Consider the following 26,333-nt stretch of genomic DNA (forward strand, 5'->3'; position numbering starts at 1 on the left):
GAAAGTCCGAGCAACCCTCAAGCAGAGCCCAGCGCCATGCGCCCAGACGCGGGCATCTCGCGCGCGCGGCCGGTTTCCACCCGGTTGCGGCCTGCGCGCTTGGCGTCATAGCAGGCCATGTCGGCGGCGTACAGCACGGCGGCCACATCGGGCATGGAAGCGTCCAGCGCCACCAACCCAATGCTCATGCTCAAGGTAAAACTGCTGCCCTGGTAGGACGGCGCCCAGGCCTGCACCGCCTGGCGCAATTGCTCGGCCACAGCCTGGCCCCGTGCCAGCGCACAGCCCGGCAGCACCACGGCAAACTGGTCGCCCCCCACGCGTGCGGCCCAGCCCATCTGGCGCACTTGCGACTCCAGCAGCCGCGCCACATGGCGCAGCGCATCGTCGCCTGCATCGTGCCCCGCCAGGTCGTTCACCACGGTGAAATGGTCCAGGTCCATGAACAGCACCACGCCCTCAGCCAGTGCACCAGCCTGGGCGGGTGCACCGTCATCGCGCACGCGGGTGCTGCGCTCGGCCAGCAAGGCGCCCAGGCGCTGGTCAAAGGCGGCGCGGTTGTAGAGCTGGGTCAGTGCGTCGTGCGATGCCTCCCAGGTCTGCTGCTGCTGCGCCTGGCGGACGGCGGTGATGTCTTCCAGAATCCACACCGTGCCGCCATCCATCGCATCGGCCCGCACGCCACGGCCCTGCACACGCGCCCACACCGGGCTGCCGTCCTTGCGCATGAAACACACGTCGCCATCAAACGCGCCGTGCACCGCAAACTCGGCCTGCACACGGGCGCCGGTGCGCGCGTAGTCTTCGGCCGATGCGTAAATGGTGCGCGCGGGCTTGCCCTGCAGCTCTTTGGGGGTGTAGCCCAGCATCAGGCAGGTCTGGCGCCCCACCACCTCCAGCATGCCGTGGCGGGTGATGACAATGCCCACCGAGGCGTGGTCCAGAATCGCCTGAAACTGCCCACCCAGCGTGGTTTGCAACGCTGCATGGTGGCTGCCCTGGCGGGCCAGGCGCTCCAGCACCTGCACCACATCGCCCACCTCGCCACCCGCCTGGGGCCACAGCCTGGGCGCCTTGGTGTCGTGGCGCAGCAGCTGCTGGGCAGCCAGCCGCAGGTGGGCCAGTGGCTGGGCCATCCAGCCCAGCAAGCCCAGCAGGGCCAACACGCCTGCACCAATGGCGCCCGCCAGCACCCACCACGCATCGCGCTGGGCACCGGCCAGGGGCGCCAGCAGCGCCCGTGAGTGGCTCACCCGCGCCACCATCCACTGCGGCAGCGGCATGCCCGCCATGCTCACAATGTGCTCAGGCAACACCTGTGTCGCACCACGGCCCACCAGCGGCTGCGCCTGTTGCAGCCACCGGGCATAGACATCCGACAGGCCCGCTTCATCGCGCACATTGCCCAGCACCCGGGTGGGGTCTGAATGCGCAAGGATGGTGCCGTCGCGCGAGAAGACCACCAGGCGCGATTCATCGCGCTCGGGCAGCGCCATCGACGGGGGCAGCAAGCCTTGTGACTGCAGCTTGAGCGCCCCGGCCAAAGCCCCCAGCACCGCGCCATCCTCACGGTGCAGCGGCATGGTGAAGGCAATGCGCGCATCGCCCGTGCCCCCGGCAATCAGCTCCGACACCTGGGGTTTGCCATCCGCCAGCGTGCGGCGCAGCACATCGCGCTCGGCAGGCTCCAGCGAGGCCGGTGGCACTGCGTGCCCACCGCGCAGGTTCAGCCGCAGCTCGCCATCGCTGCCTGCAATCTGCACGGCGTCAAAAAAACCCAGCGCAGGCAGGCTCTGGTACGGCAGGGCTTCAGGGGCATTGGCGGGCTCCAGCATGCGCGGGGCAATGCCTGCCGCCACGGTGCGCAGCACCTTCTGGCTTTGCTCGATCTTGCTGGCCAGCAGGCGGGCAATCACCTCCACCTCGTCGGTCTGCTGCGCCACCACCCGGCGCACGGCCTCTTGGCTGGACACCTGCGACACATGCCATGCCGCGCCCACACCGGCCAACAGCACGGCACACACCGCCACCGCCATCATCCGCAGCACCAGCGGCCCCGGCAGATGCCAGCTGGGCGCTTCGGGCGGCTGCACGGCAGACGGCGGCGCGGTCATGGCGCACCCAAGCAGTGGCGCAACCCCGCCCCGGGGGCTACAGCGGCGTGGGCAGTGGAGATTGCAGGCATGGGGGCTGGATGAACCGTGGTGGGTTCCAGCAAATATACGCAGCCCCCCTGCCCCCGGGTTGGGTGGAACCCTCATCAAATCACACGGAGAAACCCTAAGAACCTGTTCAAAGCCCCGTCGACGATCTCGCCAGATCGCCTTCACACGTAGCCCCCAACAAAAACGCCGCCCGTGCAACCCACTGCACGAACGGCGCTCAGCCCCTGCGGGCGATTCGTCGAATGAACGGACGGCTAACCGCTGAAGATCAGCTGCCCGCCATGGTCTGCAAGGCCAGTGGCTGCGGCAGGTTCAGCACATTGCCGGTGCCGTGGATGAGCCCCATCTCACGCAGGTGGCGCAGCACGCGCGAGAAGGTTTCGGGGGCGATGCCCAATTGCGCCGCAATCAGGCGCTTGCGCTGGTGCAGCGTGACGCGCATGGTGCCCGAGGGGTCTTGCTGCGCGTGGTTGAGCAGCCACTGTGCGCAGCGTGTTTCAGCATCGTGCGCCAGGCGGCTCACGGCCAGCTCAGACTGCTGGCGGTAGCCCATGGCCATGTCCAGCAGCAGGCCGCGCGCGCCCTCGGGCATGGCGGCCAGGCTGCTGCGAAAGTCGGCAATCGGGACGCGGCGCACCTGCACGCGGGTCTCGGCCACCATGTCCACCGGCAGCGGCAGGCCCAGCAGGGCCGAGGCGGCGTCCAGCCAGAAGGGGCCTTCTACCGCACCCAACTGGTGCCGCAGATAGCCTTCTTCATAAAAGCCCCGCAGCACCCTGCCGCTCTCCAGGTGCAACACCGAGGTCAACACCTCGTGGCGCCTGCGCAGCACTTCGCCGGCGGCAAATACTTCCGTCTGGACGGGCAAGGAAAATAAGTTGGATGGCAGCATGCGATTGAATGTGCCGCCCCCACGCGCTTCAGGCTTTGAGCAAGATCAAAAGCCGCGCTGAACCTACCCCGATTAGCTCAAAGCCCGCAGCCATGCCCCTTTGGCAGCCGTCGGCCTGTTGCCAATCCGGCGCATTCAGCGCCCTGCATCCGCGTGCATCACAGGCACTTGGGGCCAAAAGTGACAACATGCAACCGCCGGGGCACAGAACTTGCTCAGCCTTCTGGCATGCAAGCGAAGTGCACCACTTGGCGGCAATCGGCAGCGCCACCGCAGCCGAATGCGCAGCGGTGCCACTGCCGCGGCATTCTTTGTTTTTGCCTTGTTTACAACCCTTCCAACCCCAGGAGAACCCATGAAAAAAAACCTGTTGGCACTGTCCCTTTCGGTGGGCGGCGTGCTGCTGTGCGCTGGCGGCGCCCATGCGCAAAGCTCGGTCGAAGTGTCCGGTCTGGCCGATGCGTTTGCCGGCTCCATCAAAAACTCAGGCGACGCGGGCCGCAAGTCGGTGGTCGATAGCGGTGGCCTGACCACCTCGTGGTTTGGTTTCAAGGGCACAGAAGACCTGGGCGGCGGGCTCAAGGCCAACTTCCAGCTGACCTCGTTCATCAAGGTGGACGCAGGCAGCCAAGGCCGCTTCACCAACGACACCTTCTTCTCGCGCGATGCCAACGTCAGCCTGTCGGGCGGCTTTGGCTCGGTGATGCTGGGCCGCTGGATGGCCCCCAACTTCCTGCCCTCCGTGGTGGGCAACCCGCTGGGCGACTCGTTCACCTTCTCGCCCCTGATCCTGCACATGAACGTGCCTCTGTTCAACGGCACAGGCTGGGGTTCCACCACCCCGTCTGACACGGGCTGGAGCAACCAGCTGGTGTACAGCACGCCCGACATCGGCGGCTTCAAGGCCAACTTGCAGTACCAGTTTGGCGAGCAGGCTGGCAACAACGGCAAGAAGAACGTGGGCGCCAATTTCTTCTACTTTGGCGGCCCGCTGACGCTGACCGGCTTCTATGAGCGCGACCAGATCAGCAACCCCGGCGCAGGCACCTACCTGGGCACCACCAAGAAGGACTGGATGCTGCTGGGCGCCTACGACTTCGGCGTGGTGAAGCCCTTTGTGAGCTATGGCCAGGCCAAGGCCGACAACAGCCTGAACAAGGCCAAGACCGTGCAACTGGGCGCCTCGGTGCCCGTGGGTCCCTCGGGCAAGGTGCTGGTCGAATGGGTGAAGACCGACCTGTCGCAAACCAAGGTGGACCGCAAGACCTACACCGTGGGCTACGACCACTTCCTGTCCAAGCGCACCGACGTTTACGCCATGTTCATGGGCGACAAGATCACCAACCAAACCTCTGGCACCAGCTTTGGCGTGGGCATTCGCCACCGCTTCTAACGCGGCATGAGGTGGATGGGCAGGCCCGCAGCGCCACGCGGCGGGTGTTTGCCCGGCACATCACGGTTTGCCAAGGGGCCTGTTTCAGGCCCCTTTTTCTTGGGCGGCTTTGCGCTGGGGCAAATCTGCACAATACAAGGCAAATTGGCACCCAGCGCTCAATCCATAAGCGCTAGCAGCTATAAAATAAATAGCAAATCAGGGACTGCAGCGCACCGGTGCAACGCCCCCAGCGCCCTGCCCGCCACCCTGGCACTGCAAGCTGGGGTTGGTGGCGCGGTATGCCTCCTCCTGGGCGCTCACATCGGCAGCCTCGGCCTGCGTCAAGCCCCGGTAGCCCCGCCCATACGGCCAGCCATAGCCCCAGCGGAACGGGGTGCGCACCTGCGGCCCGCCGCCCGCCCGCACGCCCAGAAACATGGTCTGGGCCAGGCCCGGGTTGCCGGTCCTTTGCTCCACACAGGTCTTCAAGGCCAGGTCTGCCTGCAGGCGCGCCTCCTCAGGCCCGCCGCGCCAATAGGCCAGGTCATGGGCCAGGCAGCAGTCGCACCAATCCGCCGGCATGGCGGGTGATCGGTTTGGAAACAGGCTGCACCCATCGGTGCTGAAGGGCGCAATCGAGGTGGGGGCCGCCACCGAGGCACAGCCTGCCAAAACCAGCGGGGCCACCAGCGCCAGAAGCTGGCCGCGCAAGCGGGCTGCAGTGCCTGGCCTCTGTGCGGCGGGGAGGGGTCGGTGTTTTGAAAGGCGCATGGCAGCGTGGTGGTGTGAGGTCTGGTGGGGTTTGTCAGAAGACACCGCCCCTGGGGACGGACTGGAAGTATCCGCTGCAGCAGCGGGCATATGAGGGCAGAGGGGCTGCGGCCATCTCCCCTTCTTTTCTCCATTTGTAACCACATTGTCACAAGTCGCCGCTATCGTCAGCCCCTGCTCAGGGATCCAACACACGCGATGCAAAACATTCAGTGCAGCCGACGAGAGGCGATGGTGGCGCAGCTGTCGCCCGCTGCACGCCATGGCACGGGCGCGCTGGCCCGGTTGATGCGCGAGGGCGGGCTGCACTGCGTCTATCAGCCCCTGGCAGACCTGCGCGAGGGCAGCATCTACGCACACGAAGCGCTGATCCGTGGCCCGCAGGGCACGCCCCTGCATACACCCGATGCCCTGCTGGCCCAGGCCAGCAGCGAGGGCATTCTCCAAGACTTTGAGCTGTTTTGCGCCTTCACGGCCCTGGCGCAGTGGAGCGAGCAGGCCGCGCCCGGGCGGCTGTTTGTGAACATCAGCGCCGACGCCCTGGTGCACGGCGTGGGCCTGATCGGGGCCCAGCGGCTGGGCGAGGCCGTGCGCAGCTTGGGCCTGAGCGCCCGCATGCTGGTGCTGGAAATCACCGAGCACGAGCGCGTGACCGACATGCCCTTGCTGCGCCAGGCGATTGACGCGGTGCACGCCTGCGGCGCACGCATGGCGCTCGACGACTTTGGCGATGGCCGCTCCAGCCTGCGGCTGTGGTCCGAGGTCAAGCCCGACTTCGTGAAGATCGACAAATACTTCATCCGCGAGATCAGCGATCGGCCCGACAACCTGCAAATGCTGCAGGCCATCAAAGGCATTGCCGATGTGTTTGGCACCACGCTGATTGCCGAAGGCATTGAAACCCGCGACGACCTGCGGGCGCTGCGCGACCTGGACATTCCTTTTGGCCAAGGCTGGCTGCTGGGCCGCCCCGCGCTGGCCCCGCGCGATGCCGTGGACGGCCCGGCGCTGGAAGTGCTGCACGACCGCCGCGTGGCCGTGCTGCCGCACCTGGGGCAGATGGCGCGGCCCAGCATTTTGCGCAGCCTGCTGGTGGTGCAGGCCCCGCCCGTGGCCCCCACCACCAGCAACGATGCGGTGGCCGCCATGTTCCATGAGCGCACCGAGCTGCACGCGCTGGCGGTGGTGGACGGCACGCGGCCCGTGGCCCTCATCAACCGCCAGCAGTTCATGAACCACTACGCCACGCTGTACTTTCGCGAGGTGCATGGCCGCAAGCCCTGCCTGGCGTTTGCCAACACCGCCCCCCGCGTGGTGGAGCTGGACTGCGATGTGGAGCAGCTGGTGGGCATCCTCACATCGCAAGACCAGCGCTACCTGAGCGACGGCTACATCGTCACCGACAACGGCCGCTACCTGGGCCTGGGCACGGGCGACCAGCTGGTGCGCGCGGTGACCGAAACGCGCATCGAGGCCGCCCGCCACGCCAACCCGCTCACGTTCTTGCCGGGCAACATCCCCATCAGCCTGCACATGCAGCGGCTGCTGGACAACGGCACCGAGTTCGTCGCCTGCTACGCCGACCTGAACCACTTCAAGCCCTTCAACGACCACTACGGCTACTGGCGCGGCGACCAGATGATCCGGCTGGTGGCGCGCCTGGCCACCACGCACTGCGATGCGCGGCGCGACTTTGTGGGCCATGTGGGTGGAGACGATTTCATGCTGATCTTTCAGAGCAGCAACTGGCGCCAGCGCTGCAAGAACATCGTGCAGGACTTTGCCCGCGAAGCCCTGGCCCTGTTTGACGAGGCAGCGCAGCGGGCGGGCGGCATCCAGGCCGAAGACCGGCACGGCGTGCCCCGGTTCTTTCCGTGCACCACGCTGGCCATGGGTGCGGTGCACATCACACCGGGGCGCTTTCGGCATGCCGAAGAGGTGGCCAACCTGGCCGCCGTGGCCAAGCACGAAGCCAAGCAAACCTCTGCCGGGGTGGTGCTGCACAGCGGGCTGGCGCCCTCAGACCTGAGCGCGCTGGCGGCCTGAGGTCTGCGTCAGCGCCCCCTTCAGGGCACCTGCGCGCCCGCCTCAAACCAACGCCCAATCAGCGCGCGCTCGGCGTCGGTGATCTGCGTGGCGTTGTTCATGGGCATGAGCTTTTGCACCACCGCCTGCTGGTACACCGCCTGGGCGTTTTGCTTGACCAAAGCGGGCGAGTCCAGCCGCAGGTTCTTCATCTGCACCTGCGCGCCATGGCACAGGTAGCAGCGCTGCTCCAGCACCGCTTGCACCGCTGCAAAGTCAGCCTTGGCATCATTTTGGCCTGTAGCGCTTGCTGCACCTGCGCTAGCAGCTCCTGAAACAGGAGCAGACATAGGTGCAGATACGGGCACCAGCGCCACAGGCACCGGGCGCATCCACACAATGGCGCCCAGAATGACGGCCACGCCCACCAGCGCGTAGGGCAGCGGGTTGCCATTGCGGCCCAGCTTGTAGCCATGGCGCATCACGAAGAACTGGCGAATGGCCGCGCCCGCAAACATCATCAAGATGAGCACCAGCCAGTTTTGCGGGTGGTTCCAGGTGAAGCTGTAGTGGTTGCTGAGCATGGCAAACAGCACCGGCAGCGTGAAATAGGTGTTGTGCACGCTGCGCTGCTTGCCGCGCTTGCCGTGGATCGGGTCGACCGGCTGCCCGGCCTTGATCTGCGCCACCACCGTGCGCTGGCCGGGGATGATCCAGAAGAACACGTTAGCGCTCATGGCTGTGGCGATCATCGCGCCCACCAGCAAAAAGGCCGCGCGGCCTGCAAACCAGTGGCAGGCCAGCCAGGCGGCAATGCATACCAGCCCAAACACCAGCGCGCCCACGATGGCGTCGCCGTTCTTGCGTTGGCCAAAGATGCGGCAAATCGCGTCGTACAGCAGCCAGAACACCACGAAGAACCCGAGAGCCACCGCAATCGCCGTGGCGGGCGCCCAGTCCATGCGCGACTTGTCGATGAGGTAGGTGCTGGCGCTGTAGAGGTACGACACCGTGAACAGCGCAAAGCCGCTGAGCCAGGTGCTGTAGCTCTCCCAAAAGAACCAGTGCAGGTGGCCCGGCAGCTTGGGCGGCGACACGGCGAACTTGACCGGGTGGTAGAACCCGCCGCCATGCACGGCCCACAGCTCGCCGCTCACGCCCTGCTTTTTGAGGTCTTCGTCTTCGGGCGGCGTGAGGCTGCTGTCCAAAAAGACGAAGTAGAACGACGAGCCAATCCAGGCGATGGCGGTAATGACATGGACCCAGCGCAACAGCAGGTTGGCCCAGTCGAGAACGTAGCTTTCCATATCTCAACCTTGGCAGCGCAGGGCGCCGCAAACCTGCTCACCACTGCGGGCGCTCTGAGCAGAAAACGAAGGTCGCGCACCTTGGCTGGCTGGCCTTTCCACAAAAGAAAGACCGGCGGGCCGGGGCACCGCTGCGACCGAAAATCACCGACCGATAACACCCAAAAGTGTATGCACGAATTGTTCCAGATTCGGCCCCGTCAAGTAAGCCGCGTGGCCCGCTACGGCGTCAGGGTCTGCAGCAATTGCGCGGCCACCGCCACGGCAATCACTTCAGGCTGCTTGCCGTAGATGCCGGGCACGCCTATCGGGCTGGTCACCTGCGCGAGCTCGGCGGCGCTGAAGCCACGCTCGGCCAGCCGGTGCGAGAAGGTGGCCCACTTGGTCTTGCTGCCAATCAGGCCGATGAAGGGCAGATCCTGCTGCTGCCGCTGGCGGCGCAGGCAAGCGGCCACCACGTCCAGGTCTTCGGCGTGGCTGAAGCTCATGATGAGCACCCGCGAGCCCGCTGGCAGCGTGGGCACGGCCATGTGCACGGGCTCGGAATGCTCGCAGACCACGCCCTCGGGCGGTGCGGGCGGGAAGATGCCGTCGCGGCTGTCGATCCACGTCAGTGCAAAGGGCAGCGGCGCTAGCACCCGCGCCAGGGCGTGGCCCACATGGCCACCGCCAAACAGGGCCACGGGCGTGCGCGGGCATTGCAGCCGCTCAGGCAGGCCGGCGGCGTCCGCCGGGCCCAGCGCCTCAAACTGCAGGTGCACCACCCCGCCGCAGCACTGGCCCAGGGCCGGGCCCAGGGCGTAGCGCATCTGCGGCTCGCCGGGCTCTCCCGCCAGGCGGCGGCGCGCATCGGCCATGGCCTGGTGCTCCAGGTGGCCACCGCCAATGGTGCCGATCACGCGGTCGGCCAGCACCGCCATCCAGGCCCCGGGTTCCCTTGGGGCCGAGCCTTCGGTAGACTCCACCCTCACCAGCCAAGCGCTTGCGCCACCCTGTAGCGCCTCCGCCAGCAAACGTACATCCGTCACATCGGCCCTTTCACCTTTCAAAGGTTGCACGCGGCAGTACCGCATGCAACCCCTGTGTTTCGAGTTTTCAAACTCCACGCCCAGCATGCCATCCACCCCACCCTCAAGCGCCCAGCGTGCGCAACGTGCCCAGGGCGCCCGCCCCAGCTGGCTGCGTTGGCTGCTGGCCAGCGCCATGGCCGCACTGGCCGCCTGCAAGTCACCCCCGCCTGAGGCGCCCGCGGTGCAAGACAGCAAGATGCCCGCCCGCGACTCTGCGGCGGCGCCCCTGACTGCCACGGTGGTGGCGCCCAAAGCGTCTGCCGCCATCTCCGCACGCGACTACCGCAAGGATGCCGCGGCCCACCTCTACAGCCAAAACCAGCAGCGCATCTACCAAGGCAAACTGCCCGCCATGCTGTACGCCATTGGCGTGCTGGAGGTAGACATTGACCGCCAGGGCCGCGTGGCCCGCCTGCACTGGGCCCGCGCCCCCCGCCACGCGCCCGAGGTGGTGGCAGAGATTGAGCGCACCGTGCGCGCCGCCGCCCCCTACCCCACGCCCAGCCGCATGGGCAAAGTGACCTACATCGACACCTGGCTGTGGGACAAGAGCGGCAATTTCCAGCTCGACACCCTCACCGAAGGCCAGCACTGAGCGTCTGGCTGAACGTGTGGGTGGCCATGGAGGCGGGCGCTGCGGCCGCCTTCATGGGTTGATTGATGGCAAAAACCCCTCTAAGGCGCATTCAATAAGCGCAAGCAGCTATCAATTAAGTAGCACAAAGACCTGGTAGCACCCCAAGACTCAAGACCCCCGGTAGGTCGAATAGCTCCAGGGGCTTACCAGCAGGGGCACGTGGTAGTGCTGGTCGGCATGGGCAATGCCAAAGTCCAGGCTCACCTGGTTCAGAAAATTCGGCTCGGGCAACGCAACGCCCCGGGCCTTGAAGTACCCCGCCACATCAAACGTCAGCCGGTAAGTGCCCGTGCGCAGGCTGGCGTTGTCAAACAAAGGCGCGTCGGTGCGCCCATCGTGGTTGAGCACCAGTGCCTTGATCAGCGTGGCCTGCTCGCCCTGGGTGGCATATAGGCGCACCCCCATACCCGCAGCGGGGCAGCCGTGCATGGTGTCTAAAACGTGGGTGCTGAGGCCCATGGTGTGTCTCCGGCAAGTGGGTCAAACAAAGAAAGCAAAAGCGGCTCTGGGCAGCAATGCCCCAGGCAGACGGCGGACCACGGGGTCCGCGCCGCCCCCCTGTGCGTGCAGTGATGGATTCCCAAAGTGTATGCAGTTTGTGTTCATCAAAACACGCGCCCGCACGAAATCGCCCCGCCCGCTGCGCTCAACGTTCAGCAGGTTTCATGCCCGCCCCAACGGGCTGCGGTCAACCCTGCAGCGCCTGCAATGCCAGGGCCGACAGGCGCTGCACCAGCGCCGGGTACTGCGATTCAGACGTGTTGCCATAGCCCAGCACCAGCCCATTGCAGCCCGGCCGTGGCACCAGCGCAAAGCGTGACAGCGGCGCGGGCGCCATGTCGTAGGCGCGGGCGGCTTCGGCCAGGGCCGTGTCGGGGCAATCGGGTGGCAGTTGCACCGTCAGGTGCATGCCACTGTCGCCCCCCAGCACCTGGTGTGGCACGGCCATGTGCTGGGCCAGGGCCTCGCGCAGGGCTTGTTGGCGGCGGCGGTACAGGCGTCGCATGCGCCCCAGGTGGCGGGTGAACTGGCCCGTGTCGATGAAGTCGGCCAGTGCCAGTTGCTCAAAACGGTGGCCGCCGCGCAGCGTCTCGTGCAGCAGCGTGTGGGCCTGTGCCGCCAGCGCAGCGGGCAGCACCACAAACCCCAGCCGCAGTGCTGGGAACAGCGTCTTGCTGAACGTGCCCACATACAGCACGGGCGCACCGGGCTGCAAGCCCTGCATGGCCCCAATCAGCTCGCCCGCGTGGCGAAACTCGCTGTCGTAGTCGTCCTCAATCAACCACGCGCCATGGCGCTGCGCCTGCTGGATCAGCGCCAGGCGCCGCGCCGCCGACAGCACGGCCCCGGTGGGGTATTGGTGCGAAGGCGATGTGTACACCAGCCGGGGCGGCTGCGCGGCCCAGGCGCCCTCGGGCACCGCCAGCCCGGCGCCATCCACGGGCATGGGCACCAGGTTCATGTCGCCGCAGGCAAAGGCGGTTTGCGCGCCCCGGTAGCCGGGGTCTTCCAGCCAGGCGGTGTCGCCAGGGTTGGCCACCAGCCGCACGCACAGGGCCAGGGCCTCTTGCGCACCTTCGGTGATGACGACTTGCTCGGGCGTGCACAGCACACCCCGCGCCACCGCCAGGTGGTGCGACAAAGCCTGGCGCAAAGCGGGCTCACCCGCCGGGTCGCCATAGCCCAGGGCGCTGACCCCGCCGCGCTGGTAGGCCCGGTCTACCGATCGCTTCCAGGCGCTCATCGGGAAGCGTGCCAGCGCTGGCACGCCAGGGCGAAACGCCTGCGCACCGCCCGGGGCAGCCCCCACGCCCACACCCACCGTGGTCGCAGTGGCCGCAGGGCCAGGGCGCACGCGGGCCACCCGTTCGGCCATCTGCCCCACGGCCTGCCCGGCCACGCTCGGTGACGGCACCGCAGGGCCAGCCCCCACCGCCTGCCCAGCCTGGGCCGTTGCGTTGCCCCGCCCCAGCGCCGCCACCCGCGTGCCCTGGCGGCTCGGCTCGATGTAGCCCTCAGCCCCCAATTGCTCGTACACGGCCGTCACGCTGTTGCGCGACACCGCCAAATCCACCGCCAGCGCACGCGAGCCCGGCAGACGGCACCCCGCAGGCAGGCGTCCCGCCCATATCGCTGAGCGCAGCCGCTGCAGCAACTGGCGCTGCAAGGGCTCGGCGCCCGGCCCGCGCAGCAGGGGGGTTTGCAGCAGCACATCGGCCACAGGTGACACATGAAGTTCTGACATGGATGTGGGGCCCGGATGGAGCGAACGATGACGCCATCGTGGCACCATCAAATGAATCCTATATGGCTCTTTTTGCAGAGCCACTGGCATTCTAAAGTGGCACTCCGGTGCACCACCTTGCGTGCATCCTTTGGCCATCTCCCTCACATCACTTGCCATCAGCCACCATGACCCAACGCACCAACGAATACGGCCAACCCATCGGCGAGCCCATGCCCCACTGGAGCCCTCGGCCTGCGCCCACCGGCGTCACGCTGAAGGGCCGGTTTTGCCATCTGGAGCCACTGAACGCGGCCCGCCACGCCGCAGACCTGTTTGCCGCCTACCAAACCGCACCCGACGGCCGCAACTGGACCTACCTGTTCATCGGCCCCTTCGCCAGCGAAGACGAGTACCGCCGCCATGCCGAAGCGGCCGCGCAAAGCACCGACCCGCGCCACTTTGCAGTGATCGACACCGCCACCGGCAAGCCCGTGGGCACCCTGTCGCTGATGCGCATCGACCCCACCCATGGCTGCATTGAGGTGGGCCATGTCACTTTCTCGCCGCTGCTGCAGCAAACCCCCGCCTCCACCGAAGCGCAGTTCTTGCTCATGGCCTACGCCTTCGACACCTTGGGCTACCGCCGCTACGAGTGGAAGTGCGACAGCCTGAACGAGCCCTCGCGCCGCGCCGCGCTGCGGCTGGGTTTTCAGTTTGAAGGCATCTTTCGCCAAGCCCTGGTCTACAAAGGCCGCACCCGCGACACGGCCTGGTTTTCCATCACCGATGCCGAATGGCCTGCCGTGCGCGCAGCGCTGCAGACCTGGCTGAGCGAGAGCAACCTGGGCGCGCAAGGCCAGCAGCACCAGTCGCTTGCGGCCATCCGCGCGGCGCTGCCGGGGGCTGATTGAGGCGGGTACACCAGCAACATTGCACAGGGCCCCAACCGCCCTACACTGGCACACCCAACCCTCAGCAACCAGGAGATGACTGAATGAACATCCGGCAAACCCTGCTGTCCGCCAGCCTTGCGCTGGCCTTGGCCAGCCTTGCAGCCTGCGGCTCGACCCCACCGCAAGCCACTGCAACCCCTGCTGCTGCGCCCGCCGTGCAGCAAACGGCCGCCGCTGCAGCCGCCAGCGCCGCTTATGACTTCGACATGGACGTGTTCCACCCCGTGGTGGCCAACAACGGCATGGTGGCCACCGAGCAAGAGCTGGCCTCGCGCATCGGGCTGGACATTCTGAAAGCCGGTGGCAACGCCGTCGATGCTGCCGTGGGCATTGGCTTTGCGCTGGCCGTGGCGCTGCCCAACGCGGGCAACATCGGCGGTGGCGGCTTCATGATGGTGCACGACGCCAAGACGGGCAGATCCGTGGCGCTGGACTTCCGCGAAGTGGCCCCCCTCAAGGCCAGCCGCAACATGTACCTGGACGACAAGGGCAACGTCATCAACGGCAAGTCGCTCTACACCCACTACGCCGTGGGCGTGCCCGGCACGGTGGCCGGCATGGAGCATGCGCTGAAAAAATGGGGCACCCTGCCGCTCGACAAGGTGATTGCGCCATCGATTGCACTGGCAGAAAAGGGCTTCCCCGTCAGCGAAACGCTGGCCAAGATCCTGCAGCAAGAAAAGAAGAACATGGGCCAGTGGCCCGCCACCACCGAGATCTTCTGGAAGAACGGTGAGCCCCTCAAGCGCGGCGACCTGCTGGTGCAAAAAGACCTGGGCCAATCCATGCGCCTGATCGCGCAGCAAGGCGCCAAAGCCTTCTACGAAGGCGCCATCGCCCAGAAGATTGCCGCAGAAACCGCGCCGCACGCTGGCGCTGTGACGCTGCAAGACCTGCGCGAATACAAGGTGGCCGAGCGCGAACCCGTGCGCGGCACCTACCGTGGCTATGAAGTGGTGACCATGCCTCCACCCTCCTCCGGCGGCACGCACCTGGTGCAAATTTTGAACATGCTGGAGCAGTGGCCCCTGGCCCAGTGGGGCCAGAACAGCGCCCAGACGCTGCACTACATGGCCGAGAGCAGCAAGCTGGCCTATGCCGACCGCTCCGAGTACCTGGGCGACCCCGACTTTGTGAAGATTCCCCTGAAGGGCCTGACCTCCAAGCGCTACGCCGAATCGCTGGCCAAGACCATCGACGGCAACCGCGCCCGCCCCGCCAAGGAAATCAAGCCCGGCCAGCCCCAGCCGTATGAAAGCGACCAGACCACCCACTACTCGGTGGTGGACAAGGCGGGCAACGCCGTGGCCGTGACCTATACGCTGAACACCAACTTTGGCAGCGGCATCGTCGCCAAGGGCACCGGCATCTTGCTGAACAACGAGATGGACGACTTCTCGGCCAAGCCCGGCGTGGCCAACGCCTACGGCCTGGTCGGCGGCGACGCCAACGCCGTGGCCGCCAAGAAGCGCCCCTTGTCCTCCATGACGCCCACCCTGGTGCTGAAAGACGGCAAACCCACGCTGGTCACCGGCAGCCCTGGCGGCGCCCGCATCATCACCACCGTGCTGCAAACCGTGGTGAACACCATCGACTTTGCCAACAACCCCGCTGAAGCCGCCGCCGCGCCGCGCATCCACCACCAGTGGACGCCCGACGAACTGCGCGTGGAAAAGGGCCTCTCGCCCGACACCCTGGCCCTGCTCAAGCAACGCGGCCACAACATCGCCGTGAAGGCATCAATGGGCCGCACGCAAACCATCCAGATCCGCAACGGGCTGCTGTATGGGTACTCTGATCCGCGCAACCCGGATGGGCAGACGTTGGGGTATTGAGGGCTGATGACTGCGCGCCTGCTGGGAGGTGGGTGCGCTGGGATAAGCAAAAGGGCCGCACGATGTGCGGCCCTTTTTCGTGATGGACACTCGCGTTTCCGTCCACACGCGGGGGGCAGATCTGAGCCCAAAGCTGGCCTTGCGTCAGTTACCGTGAATGACCGCATTGCAGAGGTTGCGGTCTGTCGCTTCGTCGAACTGAGCCCCCAGAAGCAGCCGTTCAGTCCCCCGTATCGAACTCTCTCGGGGGCAGAAGCGCAGCGACTTCACCGACTGAGACTCCACCGACCTCGGCAGGCCTACGTCTAATGGTGGCGCGCGCTGGTCAGCTGGCGTCGTGGATCGGGAGCACGAGTGGCGACTTACGCAAGTTCGTCGAACTCGGCCCCGTCGCTCGGCCCTGGCGGCGGAGCAATCATCGGTCTGGGCGGATAGAACCCTTGCCGTCCGCGGGCGTAGTCGTCGGTGAACTCGATAGCGTCCAAAGCGCGGGCCGTGACCGGATCCACCGGTTCGTTTTCCAGAACGACGATTTGGCCGGGGCCTTGGAAGCGGGAAAGCCAAGCGTAAAAGCTCGTGTTCACCGTGGCTGTGGGGATCTCCCGGTCCTTGTCCGGCGACTCTTTCTGGGCGTAGGCTTTCAGCGGCGAATCCAGCACGACGACGCCGAGGTGAGGGTGCCCACTTCTTAGAGCATGCTGCATCAAGGCTATCGTCATAGCGGACAGGAACAGGCCACGCTTGCCCGCGCCATAGCTGAGGCGTCTGCGGCCATCGATGACCAGGTCGCAGGCCTTCGGGTCGACGTATACAGACTGGATGGACGTGAACCCCCAGTCGTTGAGCATCTGGCGTGCGATCGCCCCGACGTCGTCGCCGTGCTGTCCAATGTTTCGAACGAGGGCCGTCTGCTTCTGTTTCGTGGCTTCCTTGAGGTGGTCGATTGCCGCCGTCAGCCGAACGGTCTCATCAAATGCGTCGATGAGTGATGACAACCGCGTATGGGACTCGGCGAGTTCGCGTGGGTCTGAGTCGAACTCCAGCGATGCACTACGAAGCACGGCCTTCTCCTGTTCCTCCAATGCCTTCAGCGATGTCGTAAGCCGTTGCACATCAGCAGTTGCGGCGGCGAGACGCGTCTGTTCTTGGGCCAGGGATGGCTGCAGTCCGCGACGGAGTGCGCGGATCTTTTCCGCCTCGGCCGCGATCGCGTCGCGGTACTTTATTGGCGCCCGAGGCTTCAGGTTTCCGGGATCGACGTGCTGTTCTACCGACGTGCCGCAGAGTGGACAGGGAGTCTCCGTCAAGGCCTCGAAGAACTGGATGCCTTCGTCCGTGGCTCCGAGCCGGGCAAGGTCGCTCGAATACTTCAGGTCCAGCAGCGTGAAGCGTTCGCGCATCGACGTTGCACTGGCCTGTTGTGTCATCGCGGTACTCAGGGCTTCTCCCTCCGCAAATATCTGCTGCCGCAGCTCCTTCAGAACAGAAGAACGCGCCTGGAGTTGCGTGGCAAACATGTCCAGCCGCTCATCGACTTGCGCCAAGGCTGCAACGGCGGATGCTCGATCTGTGTCCGCTGGAATCACTCCCTGAAGGCGCGCCAGTTCCGCCTCGGCCGCCGCCAATCTTCCCTTGGCCTGGTCTTTTTCGGAAGCGGTCTTATAGAGCTCGACCGCGGAGTCATCAAGGCCGCTCAGGAACAGCGAGAAGGACGAGACGTGCTTGTCCTTGCCATGACCCTTACCCTTCGTCGCGTCCTCGGAAATCATTCCGGGCTGGGAGAGGAGCGCCCAATGCCGCAGGTCGTCACCAGTAATGGGACCTTTTTCACTTCGCTTGCGAAGCACCTGTTTGCCTGCAGCGCCAGACAGCTGGACGAGCAGCTCGCCAAGATCCTGATTGACGTCTTCGAGCGGGTTCGGGGTACCGTCCGGAACCCAAAGATCGTCCAATCGCACCAGAACGCGCGCGGCACCGCCAGACATCGCCTTGCGAACAAGGTATTCATGCTCACCATGCAGGAAGGCGAGCTCCAGCGAGTCGTATCCCTGCGACTCCGGAAACTGTTCGAGTGTCGCGGTGCCGCCCAGTAGGAACCAAATGCATTTCCAGATGTGCGACTTACCTGTATCACTCGGGCCGCGGATGAGGGTGCGTCGACCATCAAAGACGACAACGGCGGGCAAGAGGCCCGGACCATGAACCGACAGGTGCTTCAGCGTTATTGTCATTGGTGCTCCCTCGCGGCGGCACCTTCAAATTCGGCCCCCCACAGATAGCCTTGTTGGGCGAATCTCTCGGTCATGTCTCTCGAGCTTAGGGTGGCGAAGGTGGTGGCCGCCCAGCGGCACCGGCCTTCCAACTCACGCAGGTAGGGTGACGTCAACGCGCCGACCATGCTTCTAGCGGTGTCACCGGCGAAGTAGGTGATGCCGGCCTCATCCATGACCACGGCGACGAGACCGCGGGTGCTCATCAGGTATAGGCCTTGTGCAATGAGGTCACGGCGACTCATGTATTCGCTGCCACGGTAGGGCACAGGCGTGTGAAGGCTAGGTGGCCCACCGAGATCGTCTGAATACACGATGGCGTAGTCGAGCAGGACCAGTTTTTGGAGGTCGGCGCCGGCCGGCTGCAAGGAATTGAGCAGATACACCATCCGAACACCCAGTTCGAACGGCGAGTTGAAAGCGGCGAGAGGCTTGGACTTTTTCACTTGACCCACTTCAGCCTACCGGCGTTGGCGAGGTGATGGCAGGTGCCGGGCAGGTCCCCCCCACGAAGCTGGAGAGACAGACGGCTCTCCTGGACCTGCAGCGTCGACGCCTTTTCTACGGCAGCGTCGACCCGTTCCATACCCGTCTTTAGGCGGAGTTGGGCGACCGTGGGGCGGACGCCCGCATGGACCATGTCTAACAACCGCTCGAACTCGGGCTCGTTGGGGTATATGTCGCGACTGAATCGTTGCAGTCCCTCAGCGCAATAGAAGACTTGTCGATGCGAATCGAAGTGGTCTTCGTACTCGCTGCCCTGGAGGTCAGCAAGGGCGACGGGCGATGCTTTGTGCTCGCTGTAGACGCGCAAGAGTTCGTCGACGTATACGCTCTCGTGCCCAGCGGGCTGGGCTGGCATCGGATCATCGTCGCCGCGTTCCGGCACGATTCCGAACTGTTGATAGTGGGCGGCCTTGTCGAGCGCGTGCCAGGCCAACAGGTCATGCACCGGGCACTCGATGAAGCGGTCAAAGTCGAAATCGTCGATTGCCGCCTGGACTTCCTTGGTCAACTCGGCGGCTCTGCCCTTCATGCCTGTGTTCTCGTTCTTCCATGCATCGATGAACTTTGCCTTGAAGGCAGCGGCCCCAGAGGCCATCGTGTTGTGGAGCTCGTTGCCCACCGCATGCGGGCAGCAGAAGTAGTAGAAATTTGGACGCGGGTAGGTCTTCAAGGCCAACTGCTTGAAGAACTTCGCCATCTCCGGAAATGCGTCGCTCTGCGTCAGCCCCTGCTTGTAGTGCTTGGCCTGGTACAAGTCCCACCCATCACGCACCAACGCCGGACCATACCGCGCCTCGATGTCGCGGCCGCCGTCGCCCGCCCCACCTAGCCGCTTGATCGCCGCATATTGGGCGCCGCCTGAATGCACTCGCTGGCGCGCGGCTGCCAAAATGAACTCCTCCCACTGATCAGGGTTCAGCAGAAGAACTTGCGAGGATGGCTGGATGACACCGCCTGCGGTTACATGCTGGGTCTTCCGCGACTTGCGAGTCGTGCCTGGTTTTGGTGGCATAGATTTGGACTTGTCCCTGGTGCGATATTTTTAGCGATCACGCAAGCTCGGATTTTGCCAGGGTGGCGGTAGTGTGGGCACCATCCGCCGGCACTAGTTGAAGGGGTACAGAGATAGTCGCATCGCGCAGGAACTACGGGCCCATGCCGAGGTCGCGACAACCATCATCAACAGTCACGTGTTACGGATGGGCGGTGGCGTGCAGGCGTGGACTAGTTATCCAGCACCTAGGTGCAGCAAAGCAGACGCAGGCGAACGTCCGCAATCAGCCGAGGCTGTGTGGAAACGCTTAACGAGCATGTGGGCCAGCCCTGTACCGCAGCCTTGCACCGCATTCTTCACCAGCATGGCTGTAGTGCCGTTTCTGGCGCACCTGAAGCCTTTTGACGCCCTTCCGAAGCCTTTGTCAGCTGCTAAATGCCAACAAAGGCATCACGCCTTGACCACCCGCATCGCCTGTATCATCTGCGTGATGCCCATCACGCCCATCACCCGCTTGAGGTTGTAGGCCAGCACATGAAGGCTCATCTCTGTGCCCACGTGCTTGAGGGTCTTCATCAGGAAGTGCGTTGCGCCCATCCAGTGCTTGAGCGTGCCGAAGACGTGCTCCACGGTTGACCTTCGCAACGTCATGGCATCGGGGTTACTGTCCAATCGTTGCTGAACGCGCTCCAGAACCTCTTCGTGCTCCCATCGGCGAATGCGCCGGTTGCTACTGGTCGTGCACTTGGATTTGAGCGGACACTTTAGGCAGGCACTTGACCAATAGACGCTCAGATTCAGGCCTTTCTCGATTGTTTTGAACCGATGGATCGCACGCTCGCCTGCAGGGCATTGGTACTCGTCATCCTTGGCGATGTAGATGAAGTCGGCTTTGTCGAAGCGCCCTTCGGCCTTTGCGTTGGACGTCATCGGTTTGGGCACGAAGGTCGTGATACCAGCGTCTTCGCAGGCCTTGAGCTGCGGACCACTGAAGTAGCCTCGGTCGGCAAAGGCTTGCAGGTTCTCGCCTCCCATGGCCTGTTCTGCAGCGCAGGCCATGTTGTGCAACTGCGCGCGGTCATTGCCGACGTGAGTGACCTCGTGCGCGACGATCAGATGGTGCCTGGCATCGACAGCGGTCTGCACGTTGTAGCCCACCAGGCCCGATCCCTTGGCCTGGGTGGCCATCGAACGTGCATCGGGGTCGGTGAGTGATATCTGGCTATCGGGCAGGTTCTTCAATTGCTCCTTGAGCCCATCGAGTTGCCGCATCTGCTCACGCAACTTTTTTAGCTTCTCCTGCAGTCGTTCTGCCTTGGCTTCAACCTCTGTAGGCTGCGTGCGGTCGGCCGTCTCCAGCGCGTCCAGATAACGCTGGATGCTCTGCTCGATCTGCTGCTGGCGGGCTTCGATCTTGCCGGGTGTGAAGTTGCGGTCGCGGCTGTTGACGGCCTTGAACTTGCTGCCGTCAATCGCCACGACGGCCTGCGAGAAGAGGTTCAGCTGCCGGCACATGGCGATGAAGCGCTTGCAGACGTTGCGGATGCCAGCGCCGTTGCTTCGACGGAAGTCGGCGATGGTCTTGAAGTCTGGCGCAAGGCGCCCGGTCAGCCACATCAGCTCGACATTGCGCTGGGCTTCGCGCTCCAGCCGGCGGCTCGACTGGATGCGGTTCAAGTACCCGTAGATGTACAGTTTGAGCAGTACGCCAGGGTGATATGCGGGCCGACCCGTGAGCGCAGGATCAACGCCTTCAAAGCCGAGTGCCCGAAGATTCAACTCTTCGACAAAGACATCGACAACCCGCACTGGGTTGTCCTCGCCGATGTAGTCGTCCAGGCACTCAGGCAGCAGGGTGACCTGCTGTCGGTCTTCGCCTTCGATGAATCGCTTCATGGGGGCACCTCGCTTGAATCGGGTGCCCATAATTTTAGTTTTGAGCTGCAATCGTGGGTGGGGTTTTCACACAGCCTCGGCCTGGAGCAGTCGGCCAAGCGCGTGTTGCGACCGATTGCACCTGACCAAATGCAGCGCTTACTCCAGAAAGAAAAAGCCTGGCCGGCTCCAAACGCAGCAACACGCGGTCCCTCACCTGTTGCACGCACCCCACCCCTCAGGGTTGTCCAGAGTGCCCGCCATCCCGCCACCGTCCCTACACTGAGCCCAATCCACCACGCAAAGGCGCTATGGCACACGTCAGCTGGACTCAACAGCCACCCACCAGCTGGGTCGCAATGGTCGATGGGCAAGCCATCTGTACCCTCAAAGGCAAAGACATTGGCGGCTGGAATGCCACCTGGGCCGGAGAGCGGCTGTGGCCGCCACCAGCGCATTTACCCAAGGCCACGCCGCAGCCCATGCGGTTTTTCGGCAGCCTGGACGAAGCCAAGGCGGCCGTGGAGCAGGCGCTTTCCGTGTGAGGCCTCCTCCTTCAAACCCCAAGCCTTTCAGGCCTCTAGCGTTTGATGGATAAGCGCGAGCAGCTACAAAACCAATAGCACCCTGAAGTCATTCACATTGGTGTGCGTGGGGCCGGTCACCACCAAATCGCCCAGTGCGCTGAAGTAGCCATAGGCATCGTTGCGGTCCAGGTGGTCGTCCAGGCGCAGGCCTTGGGCGCGGCCACGGGCCAGGGTGTCGGGGGTGACGATGGCGCCTGCGTTGTCTTCCACGCCGTCGATGCCGTCGGTGTCGGCCGCCAGGGCCCACACGCCGCTTTGGCCCTGTAGGGCCTGGGCCAGGCCCATGCAGAACTCACCCGCACGGCCGCCCCTGCCTTTGGGGGCGCCTTCGGGGCGGGGGCGCACCGTGACGGTGGTTTCGCCACCCGACAGCAGCACGCAGGGGCGCGCAAAGGGGGCGCCGCGCTGGGCCACGGCGCGGGCCAGGGCGGCGTGCACCTTGCCCACTTCGCGCGATTCGCCTTCGATTTCATCCGACAGGATGTGCGCGGCCCAGCCTGCGGCACGGGCGGCTTGGGCTGCCGCTTCGAGCGACTGCTGGGGGTGGCGATGAGGTGCACCGCGTGGCCTGCAAACACGGCGTCGCCGGGCTTGGGGGTTTCGAACAGGCCCGCCTCCAGCGCTGCGCGCACGGCGGGGGGCACGGTGATGCGGTAGCGGGCAAGGATGGCCAGCGCATCGGCGCAGGTGCTGGCGTCAGGCACCGTGGGGCCGCTGGCGATGATGGAGGGGTCGTCGCCCGGCACATCGCTGATGGTGAGGGTGACCACACATGCCGGGGCGCAGGCCGCGGCGAGCCGCCCGCCTTTGATGCGCGAGAGGTGCTTGCGCACGCAGTTCATCTCGCCAATGGCGGCACCGCTGGCCAGCAGTTCTTTGTTGATGCGCTGCTTTTCAGCCAGCGTGAGGCCGTCGGCAGGCAGTGTGAGCAGGGCCGAGCCGCCGCCAGAGATAAGGCAGATGACGAGGTCATCGGCCGTGAGGCCCTGGGTCAGCGCCAGCATGCGCTCGGCCGCCTGCAGGCCTGCGGCGTCGGGCACGGGGTGCGCGGCTTCCACCACTTCAATGCGCTGCGCCAACCCGGTCGGCCGGGGCGGGATGTGGTCGTAGCGGGTGACGACCAAGCCGCTGAGCGGTGCGTCGGCGGGCCACAGCGCCTCCAGCGCCTGCGCCATGGAGCCCCCGGCCTTGCCTGCGCCCAGCACCAGGGTGCGGCCTTTGGGCGGGGCGGGCAGATGTTCTTTAAGGCCCTGCAGAGGCTGGGCGCGCTGCACGGCCACGTCGTACAGGTGGCGCAAGAAGGCGGTGGGGTGCTGGTGGGGGTCAGGCAAGGTCATGGCTTGGGATTGTGGTGCAGGCTGGGTGATTGATCCGGCACGAACCTGCTTGAGCCGTTCACGCGGAGCTTATCGAATCGGCGTGTGAGGCTTCGACCAGCGCAGCCCGATCGGGTGTTGGAAGCATCAGGATGCCCCATCGAAAGCCGTCCACAGACCGATTCCCCGCCCTACTCCAGCACCACCTTCGCCTCTTTCACCAGGCGCGCAAAGCGCTCGGTGTCGTCCTTGATCTGGCGGGCCATTTGCTCGGGCGTGTTGCCGATGGGGTCGGCGCCGATGTCGTCCATCTTCTTGCGGAAGTCGGCCGACTGGATGATCTTGACCATCTCGGTGTTCAGCCGCGTGACCACGTCTTTGGGGGTGCCTGCGGGGGCCAGCACGCCAAACCAGGTGCCCAGGTCAAAGCCTTTGAGCCCGGCTTCGTCCAGCGTGGGCACATCGGGCAGCGCAGCAGAGCGCTTGGCCGTGGTCACCGCCAACGCACGCAGTTTGCCCCCCTTGATGTGTTGCAGCACGGGCGTGATGGTGTCGAACGACATGGTGATCTGCCCGCCCAGCAGGTCGGTCGTCATGGGGCCGCTGCCCTTGTAGGGCACATGCAGCAGTTGCACCCCGGCCATGGATTCAAACTGCGCGCCAATCAGGTGCTGGCCCGTGCCGTTGCCGTTGGAGCCAAAGGTGAGCTTGCCCGGGGCGCGCTTGGCCTGGGCGATCAGCTCGGGCACGGTGCGGATGGGTGTGGCCGCATCGGCCTGTACCACCAGCACGTTGGGCACCATGGCCACGGTGGTGATGGGGGCGAGGTCTTTTTGAAAGTCATAAGCCAGCTTGCGGTACACGCTGGTGGCAATGGTGTGGTGCACAGCGCCCATCAGCAGGGTGTAGCCATCGGGCTTGGCCTTGGCCACAAAGTCAGCGCCCAGCGTGGAGCCAGCGCCGGGCTTGTTCTCCACGATGACGGGCTGGCCCAGGCTTTTGGACAGCTCTTGCCCCAGCGCGCGGGCCAGCACGTCGGTGGTGCCCCCTGCAGGAAAGGGCACGATCAGGCTGATGGTTTTGGCGGGCCAAGCCTGGGCGGCTGCCGTGCTGGCCAGGGCACACAGCAGGGCCGTACCGGCCAGGTGGCGCAAGGTATGGCGCTTGGTGAAGTGAAACGTCGTCATGGCTTGTCTCCAATGTCGTTCGGTGGGTTGAGCCCCGGCCGCCGCGCCTCTTGCTGGGCTGCGTGCGTGGCCTGGGGAATTGCGCGGGGCTTGCGCTTTGCGGACTCAGGCGGCCAGCCGCTCGCACACAGCGCGGGTGACCTGCGCGGTGGTGGCTTTGCCACCCAGGTCACCGGTGTGCAGGGTGGTATCGGCAGTCACTTGCTCGATAGCGGCCATCAGGCGCTGGGCGGCGGCGTGCTCGCCCAGGTGTTCGAGCAGCATCACGCAGCTCCAGAACGTGCCCACGGGGTTGGCCAGGCCTTTGCCCATGATGTCGAAGGCCGAGCCGTGGATGGGCTCGAACATGCTGGGGTAGCGGCGCTCGGGGTCGATGTTGCCGGTGGGCGCAATGCCCAGGCTGCCTGCCAGCGCGGCGGCCAGGTCCGAGAGGATGTCGGCGTGCAGGTTGGTGGCGACGATGGTGTCGAGCGTGGCCGGGCGGTTGACCATGCGGGCGGTGGCGGCGTCCACCAACTCCTTGTCCCACTTCACATCTGGAAACTCCTGGCTGATCTGCTGTGCAATCTCGTCCCACATCACCATGGCGTGGCGCTGGGCGTTGCTCTTGGTGATGACGGTGAGCAGCTTGCGGGGGCGCGACTGGGCCAGGCGGAAGGCGTAGCGCATGATGCGTTCCACCCCGGCGCGGGTCATCACGCTCAGGTCGGTAGCCACCTCGATGGGGTGGCCCTGGTGGGCGCGACCGCCCACACCGGCATATTCGCCCTCGGAGTTTTCGCGCACGATGACCCAGTCCAGGTCTTGCGGCGCGCAGCGCTTGAGGGGGGCATCAATGCCCGGCAGGATGCGCGTGGGCCGCACGTTGGCGTACTGATCGAACCCCTGGCAAATCTTCAGCCGCAGGCCCCACAGCGTGATGTGGTCGGGGATGTGTGGGTCGCCCGCCGAGCCGAACAGGATGGCGTCCTGGCCGCGCAGTTGCGCCAGGCCATCGGTGGGCATCATCTCGCCGTGGGCGCGGTACCAGTCGCCGCCCCAGCCATAGCTGGTGAACTCAAACGCCAGGCCGGGCTGGGATGCGGCCAGGGCCTGCAGCACTTCTTGCCCGGCGGGAATCACTTCCTTGCCAATGCCGTCGCCAGGGATGCAGGCGATGCGGTGGGTTTTGGGGGTGGCTTGGGTCATGTCATGGTCTCCTGATCTGAAGGGGGGTCTGCGGTGGCGGGGTGTTCTCGGCATCCATGGGGTCTTGGCCTGAGAACCGGTTCACAAAGCCGCCATGGGCCAAATCTAACGAGCATCGGATTCAAAAAGACACCCTTCAAGTTATCCTGTTGTTAACTTGAAAGAAACAATGAGCACACCGCTTTCTGCCCCTTCCGAGATGGCGTTCTTCAGCCTGCTGGCGCGCTGCGGCAGTTTTTCGGCCACGGCGCGCGAGTTGAACGTAAGCACGCCCGCCGTCAGCAAGCGCCTGGCGCAGATGGAGGCGCGGCTGGGCGTGCAGCTGCTCAACCGCACCACGCGGCGCGTCAGCCTCACGCCCGAGGGCGAGACCTATCTGGCGCACGCGCGGCGCATCCTGGCCGACATTGCCGACATGGAGCAGCTGGTCTCGCGCACGCAATCCACCCCGCAGGGGCTGCTGCGGGTGAATGCCACGCTGGGCTTTGGGCGCAGCCACATTGCGCCGCTGATCTCGGACTTTGTGCGCAGCCACCCGCAAGTGCAGGTGCAACTGCAGTTGTCGGTAGACCCACCGCCGCTGGCGTCGGACGCGTTTGACGTGTGCATCCGCTTTGGCGAGCCGCCCGACGCGCGCGTGATTGCACGGCGCATTGCCCCCAACCGGCGCCTGCTGTGCGCGTCGCCCACCTACCTGGCGCAGCGCGGCACCCCCAAAATACCGAGCGACCTGGCCCGCCACGACTGCATAGGCATACGCCAGGGCGACGACGCCTACGGCCAGTGGCGGCTGAGCCCCGCCCGCAAGAGCGGCGCGGTGGAGGTGGTGAAGGTGCGTGGAGGCCTGAGCACCAACGACGGTGAAATCGCCGTGAACTGGGCGCTGGAGGGCCACGGCATCGTGATGCGCGCCGAGTGGGACGTGGCCCGCTACCTGCGCAGCGGCCGCCTGGTGCAGGTGCTGGCAGACCACCACACGCCCCCAGCCGATATCTACGCCATCTACCCCCAGCGCCACCAGGCAGCGGCGCGGGTGCGGGCGTTTGTGGACTTTTTGGTGGGGCGGTTTGCCAGCAGCACGCCGGGGGATTGAGCCCTTTTCACCTTAAACAGTCCACCAAAAGTGTATACAAAACACCGCTTGCGGCTATC

19 protein-coding genes and 2 pseudogenes are annotated in these 26,333 nt (G+C 65.3%); 7 read left to right on the forward strand and 14 right to left on the reverse strand.

The features are described 5' to 3' along the window. Positions 1-17 precede the first annotated feature (17 nt). Positions 18-2,114 (reverse strand): diguanylate cyclase domain-containing protein, encoded by a 2,097-nt coding sequence (locus tag EAG14_RS13875; RefSeq protein ID WP_121729226.1) that lies wholly within the window; start codon positions 2,112-2,114, stop codon positions 18-20. A 319-nt stretch (positions 2,115-2,433) separates the two neighbouring features. Next, positions 2,434-3,057, reverse strand: a complete 624-nt coding sequence (locus EAG14_RS13880) for a Crp/Fnr family transcriptional regulator (RefSeq protein ID WP_099654896.1) — start codon at positions 3,055-3,057, stop codon at positions 2,434-2,436. Positions 3,058-3,412: 355 nt separating this feature from the next. On the opposite strand from EAG14_RS13880, the gene EAG14_RS13885 reads away from it, so the two are divergent. Continuing rightward, positions 3,413-4,450, forward strand: coding sequence for a porin (locus tag EAG14_RS13885; RefSeq protein ID WP_121729227.1), 1,038 nt, complete (start codon positions 3,413-3,415; stop codon positions 4,448-4,450). 198 nt (positions 4,451-4,648) lie between these two features. Here EAG14_RS13885 and EAG14_RS13890 read toward each other — a convergent pair whose 3' ends face one another. Next, a complete protein-coding gene (locus EAG14_RS13890; RefSeq protein ID WP_205603398.1) occupies positions 4,649-5,143 on the reverse strand; it encodes a hypothetical protein in 495 nt (164 codons plus the stop codon). 258 nt (positions 5,144-5,401) lie between these two features. Between EAG14_RS13890 and EAG14_RS13895 the strand changes: the two genes are divergently transcribed. Next, positions 5,402-7,249 (forward strand): phosphodiesterase, encoded by a 1,848-nt coding sequence (locus EAG14_RS13895; RefSeq protein ID WP_233205329.1) that lies wholly within the window; start codon positions 5,402-5,404, stop codon positions 7,247-7,249. Positions 7,250-7,269: 20 nt separating this feature from the next. On the opposite strand, the gene EAG14_RS13900 is transcribed toward EAG14_RS13895, so the two are convergent. Further along, positions 7,270-8,535, reverse strand: a complete 1,266-nt coding sequence (locus tag EAG14_RS13900; protein WP_121729228.1) for a urate hydroxylase PuuD — start codon at positions 8,533-8,535, stop codon at positions 7,270-7,272. A gap of 221 nt (positions 8,536-8,756) precedes the next feature. Then, positions 8,757-9,563, reverse strand: coding sequence for a xanthine dehydrogenase accessory protein XdhC (xdhC, locus tag EAG14_RS13905; protein ID WP_240457059.1), 807 nt, complete (start codon positions 9,561-9,563; stop codon positions 8,757-8,759). Between the two features lie 85 nt (positions 9,564-9,648). On the opposite strand from xdhC, the gene EAG14_RS13910 reads away from it, so the two are divergent. Next, positions 9,649-10,200: a hypothetical protein gene (locus EAG14_RS13910; RefSeq protein ID WP_099658531.1), complete on the forward strand. Its 552-nt coding sequence runs from the start codon at positions 9,649-9,651 to the stop codon at positions 10,198-10,200. Positions 10,201-10,350: 150 nt separating this feature from the next. Here EAG14_RS13910 and uraH read toward each other — a convergent pair whose 3' ends face one another. Together uraH and EAG14_RS13920 are read right to left on the reverse strand one after the other, a co-directional pair. Then, positions 10,351-10,701, reverse strand: coding sequence for a hydroxyisourate hydrolase (uraH, locus tag EAG14_RS13915; protein ID WP_099740669.1), 351 nt, complete (start codon positions 10,699-10,701; stop codon positions 10,351-10,353). Positions 10,702-10,930: 229 nt separating this feature from the next. After that, entirely contained in the window at positions 10,931-12,487 is a 1,557-nt protein-coding gene (locus tag EAG14_RS13920) for a PLP-dependent aminotransferase family protein (RefSeq protein WP_121729229.1), read from the reverse strand. A 167-nt stretch (positions 12,488-12,654) separates the two neighbouring features. Here EAG14_RS13920 and EAG14_RS13925 point away from each other — a divergent pair. Together EAG14_RS13925 and ggt are read left to right on the forward strand one after the other, a co-directional pair. Then, positions 12,655-13,374 (forward strand): annotated as a pseudogene (locus EAG14_RS13925) (GNAT family N-acetyltransferase); the annotation flags it as partial. Positions 13,375-13,463: 89 nt separating this feature from the next. After that, on the forward strand, positions 13,464-15,257 hold the full coding sequence (gene ggt, locus EAG14_RS13930) for a gamma-glutamyltransferase (protein WP_121729231.1): 1,794 nt from the start codon (positions 13,464-13,466) through the stop codon (positions 15,255-15,257). A 362-nt stretch (positions 15,258-15,619) separates the two neighbouring features. On the opposite strand, the gene EAG14_RS13935 is transcribed toward ggt, so the two are convergent. The 4 genes from EAG14_RS13935 to EAG14_RS13950 all read right to left on the reverse strand — a co-directional run bounded on the left by EAG14_RS13935 (position 15,620) and on the right by EAG14_RS13950 (position 20,924). Beyond that, positions 15,620-17,488 carry a hypothetical protein gene (locus tag EAG14_RS13935; RefSeq protein WP_121729232.1) on the reverse strand — a complete coding sequence of 623 codons (1,869 nt, stop codon included), beginning with the start codon at positions 17,486-17,488 and terminating at the stop codon, positions 15,620-15,622. Beyond that, positions 17,485-17,973, reverse strand: coding sequence for an ABC-three component system middle component 2 (locus EAG14_RS13940; RefSeq protein ID WP_121729233.1), 489 nt, complete (start codon positions 17,971-17,973; stop codon positions 17,485-17,487). The genes EAG14_RS13935 and EAG14_RS13940 overlap by 4 nt, the downstream gene beginning before the upstream one ends. Continuing rightward, entirely contained in the window at positions 17,970-19,046 is a 1,077-nt protein-coding gene (locus tag EAG14_RS13945; protein WP_121729234.1) for an ABC-three component system protein, read from the reverse strand. Before EAG14_RS13945 ends, EAG14_RS13940 begins: the two co-directional genes overlap by 4 nt. A gap of 432 nt (positions 19,047-19,478) precedes the next feature. Beyond that, positions 19,479-20,924, reverse strand: coding sequence for an IS1182 family transposase (locus tag EAG14_RS13950; protein WP_121729235.1), 1,446 nt, complete (start codon positions 20,922-20,924; stop codon positions 19,479-19,481). 290 nt (positions 20,925-21,214) lie between these two features. Here EAG14_RS13950 and EAG14_RS13955 point away from each other — a divergent pair, with 290 nt between their 5' ends. Next, complete coding sequence (locus tag EAG14_RS13955) at positions 21,215-21,448, forward strand: hypothetical protein (RefSeq protein ID WP_099654884.1); 234 nt, start codon at positions 21,215-21,217, stop codon at positions 21,446-21,448. A 63-nt stretch (positions 21,449-21,511) separates the two neighbouring features. Here the strand turns inward: EAG14_RS13955 and EAG14_RS13960 are convergent. The 3 genes and pseudogenes from EAG14_RS13960 to EAG14_RS13970 form a co-directional block, all read right to left on the reverse strand. Continuing rightward, positions 21,512-22,827: pseudogene (locus EAG14_RS13960) on the reverse strand (glycerate kinase). A gap of 170 nt (positions 22,828-22,997) precedes the next feature. After that, positions 22,998-23,993 (reverse strand): tripartite tricarboxylate transporter substrate binding protein, encoded by a 996-nt coding sequence (locus tag EAG14_RS13965; RefSeq protein ID WP_121729236.1) that lies wholly within the window; start codon positions 23,991-23,993, stop codon positions 22,998-23,000. A 105-nt stretch (positions 23,994-24,098) separates the two neighbouring features. Continuing rightward, positions 24,099-25,181, reverse strand: coding sequence for a tartrate dehydrogenase (locus EAG14_RS13970; protein ID WP_121729237.1), 1,083 nt, complete (start codon positions 25,179-25,181; stop codon positions 24,099-24,101). A gap of 169 nt (positions 25,182-25,350) precedes the next feature. On the opposite strand from EAG14_RS13970, the gene EAG14_RS13975 reads away from it, so the two are divergent. Then, entirely contained in the window at positions 25,351-26,274 is a 924-nt protein-coding gene (locus EAG14_RS13975) for a LysR family transcriptional regulator (protein ID WP_121729238.1), read from the forward strand. The last annotated feature ends 59 nt before the right edge of the window (positions 26,275-26,333 follow it).

Origin of the sequence: Acidovorax sp. 1608163 (assembly GCF_003669015.1) — a bacterium.
Taxonomy (GTDB): domain Bacteria; phylum Pseudomonadota; class Gammaproteobacteria; order Burkholderiales; family Burkholderiaceae_C; genus Acidovorax.

Bases quoted from the DNA above. Each gene is read 5' to 3' on its own strand.
- EAG14_RS13935 (WP_121729232.1), bottom strand. From the start codon at position 17,488: ATGACAATAACGCTGAAGCACCTGTCGGTTCATGGTCCGGGCCTCTTG.
- EAG14_RS13900 (WP_121729228.1), bottom strand. From the start codon at position 8,535: ATGGAAAGCTACGTTCTCGACTGGGCCAACCTGCTGTTGCGCTGGGTC.
- EAG14_RS13950 (WP_121729235.1), bottom strand. From the start codon at position 20,924: ATGAAGCGATTCATCGAAGGCGAAGACCGACAGCAGGTCACCCTGCTG.
- EAG14_RS13955 (WP_099654884.1), top strand. From the start codon at position 21,215: ATGGCACACGTCAGCTGGACTCAACAGCCACCCACCAGCTGGGTCGCA.
- EAG14_RS13945 (WP_121729234.1), bottom strand. From the start codon at position 19,046: ATGCCACCAAAACCAGGCACGACTCGCAAGTCGCGGAAGACCCAGCAT.
- EAG14_RS13885 (WP_121729227.1), top strand. From the start codon at position 3,413: ATGAAAAAAAACCTGTTGGCACTGTCCCTTTCGGTGGGCGGCGTGCTG.
- ggt (WP_121729231.1), top strand. From the start codon at position 13,464: ATGAACATCCGGCAAACCCTGCTGTCCGCCAGCCTTGCGCTGGCCTTG.
- EAG14_RS13965 (WP_121729236.1), bottom strand. From the start codon at position 23,993: ATGACGACGTTTCACTTCACCAAGCGCCATACCTTGCGCCACCTGGCC.
- EAG14_RS13880 (WP_099654896.1), bottom strand. From the start codon at position 3,057: ATGCTGCCATCCAACTTATTTTCCTTGCCCGTCCAGACGGAAGTATTT.
- uraH (WP_099740669.1), bottom strand. From the start codon at position 10,701: ATGGGCCTCAGCACCCACGTTTTAGACACCATGCACGGCTGCCCCGCT.
- EAG14_RS13875 (WP_121729226.1), bottom strand. From the start codon at position 2,114: ATGACCGCGCCGCCGTCTGCCGTGCAGCCGCCCGAAGCGCCCAGCTGG.
- EAG14_RS13975 (WP_121729238.1), top strand. From the start codon at position 25,351: ATGAGCACACCGCTTTCTGCCCCTTCCGAGATGGCGTTCTTCAGCCTG.
- EAG14_RS13895 (WP_233205329.1), top strand. From the start codon at position 5,402: ATGCAAAACATTCAGTGCAGCCGACGAGAGGCGATGGTGGCGCAGCTG.
- EAG14_RS13910 (WP_099658531.1), top strand. From the start codon at position 9,649: ATGCCATCCACCCCACCCTCAAGCGCCCAGCGTGCGCAACGTGCCCAG.
- EAG14_RS13970 (WP_121729237.1), bottom strand. From the start codon at position 25,181: ATGACCCAAGCCACCCCCAAAACCCACCGCATCGCCTGCATCCCTGGC.
- EAG14_RS13920 (WP_121729229.1), bottom strand. From the start codon at position 12,487: ATGTCAGAACTTCATGTGTCACCTGTGGCCGATGTGCTGCTGCAAACC.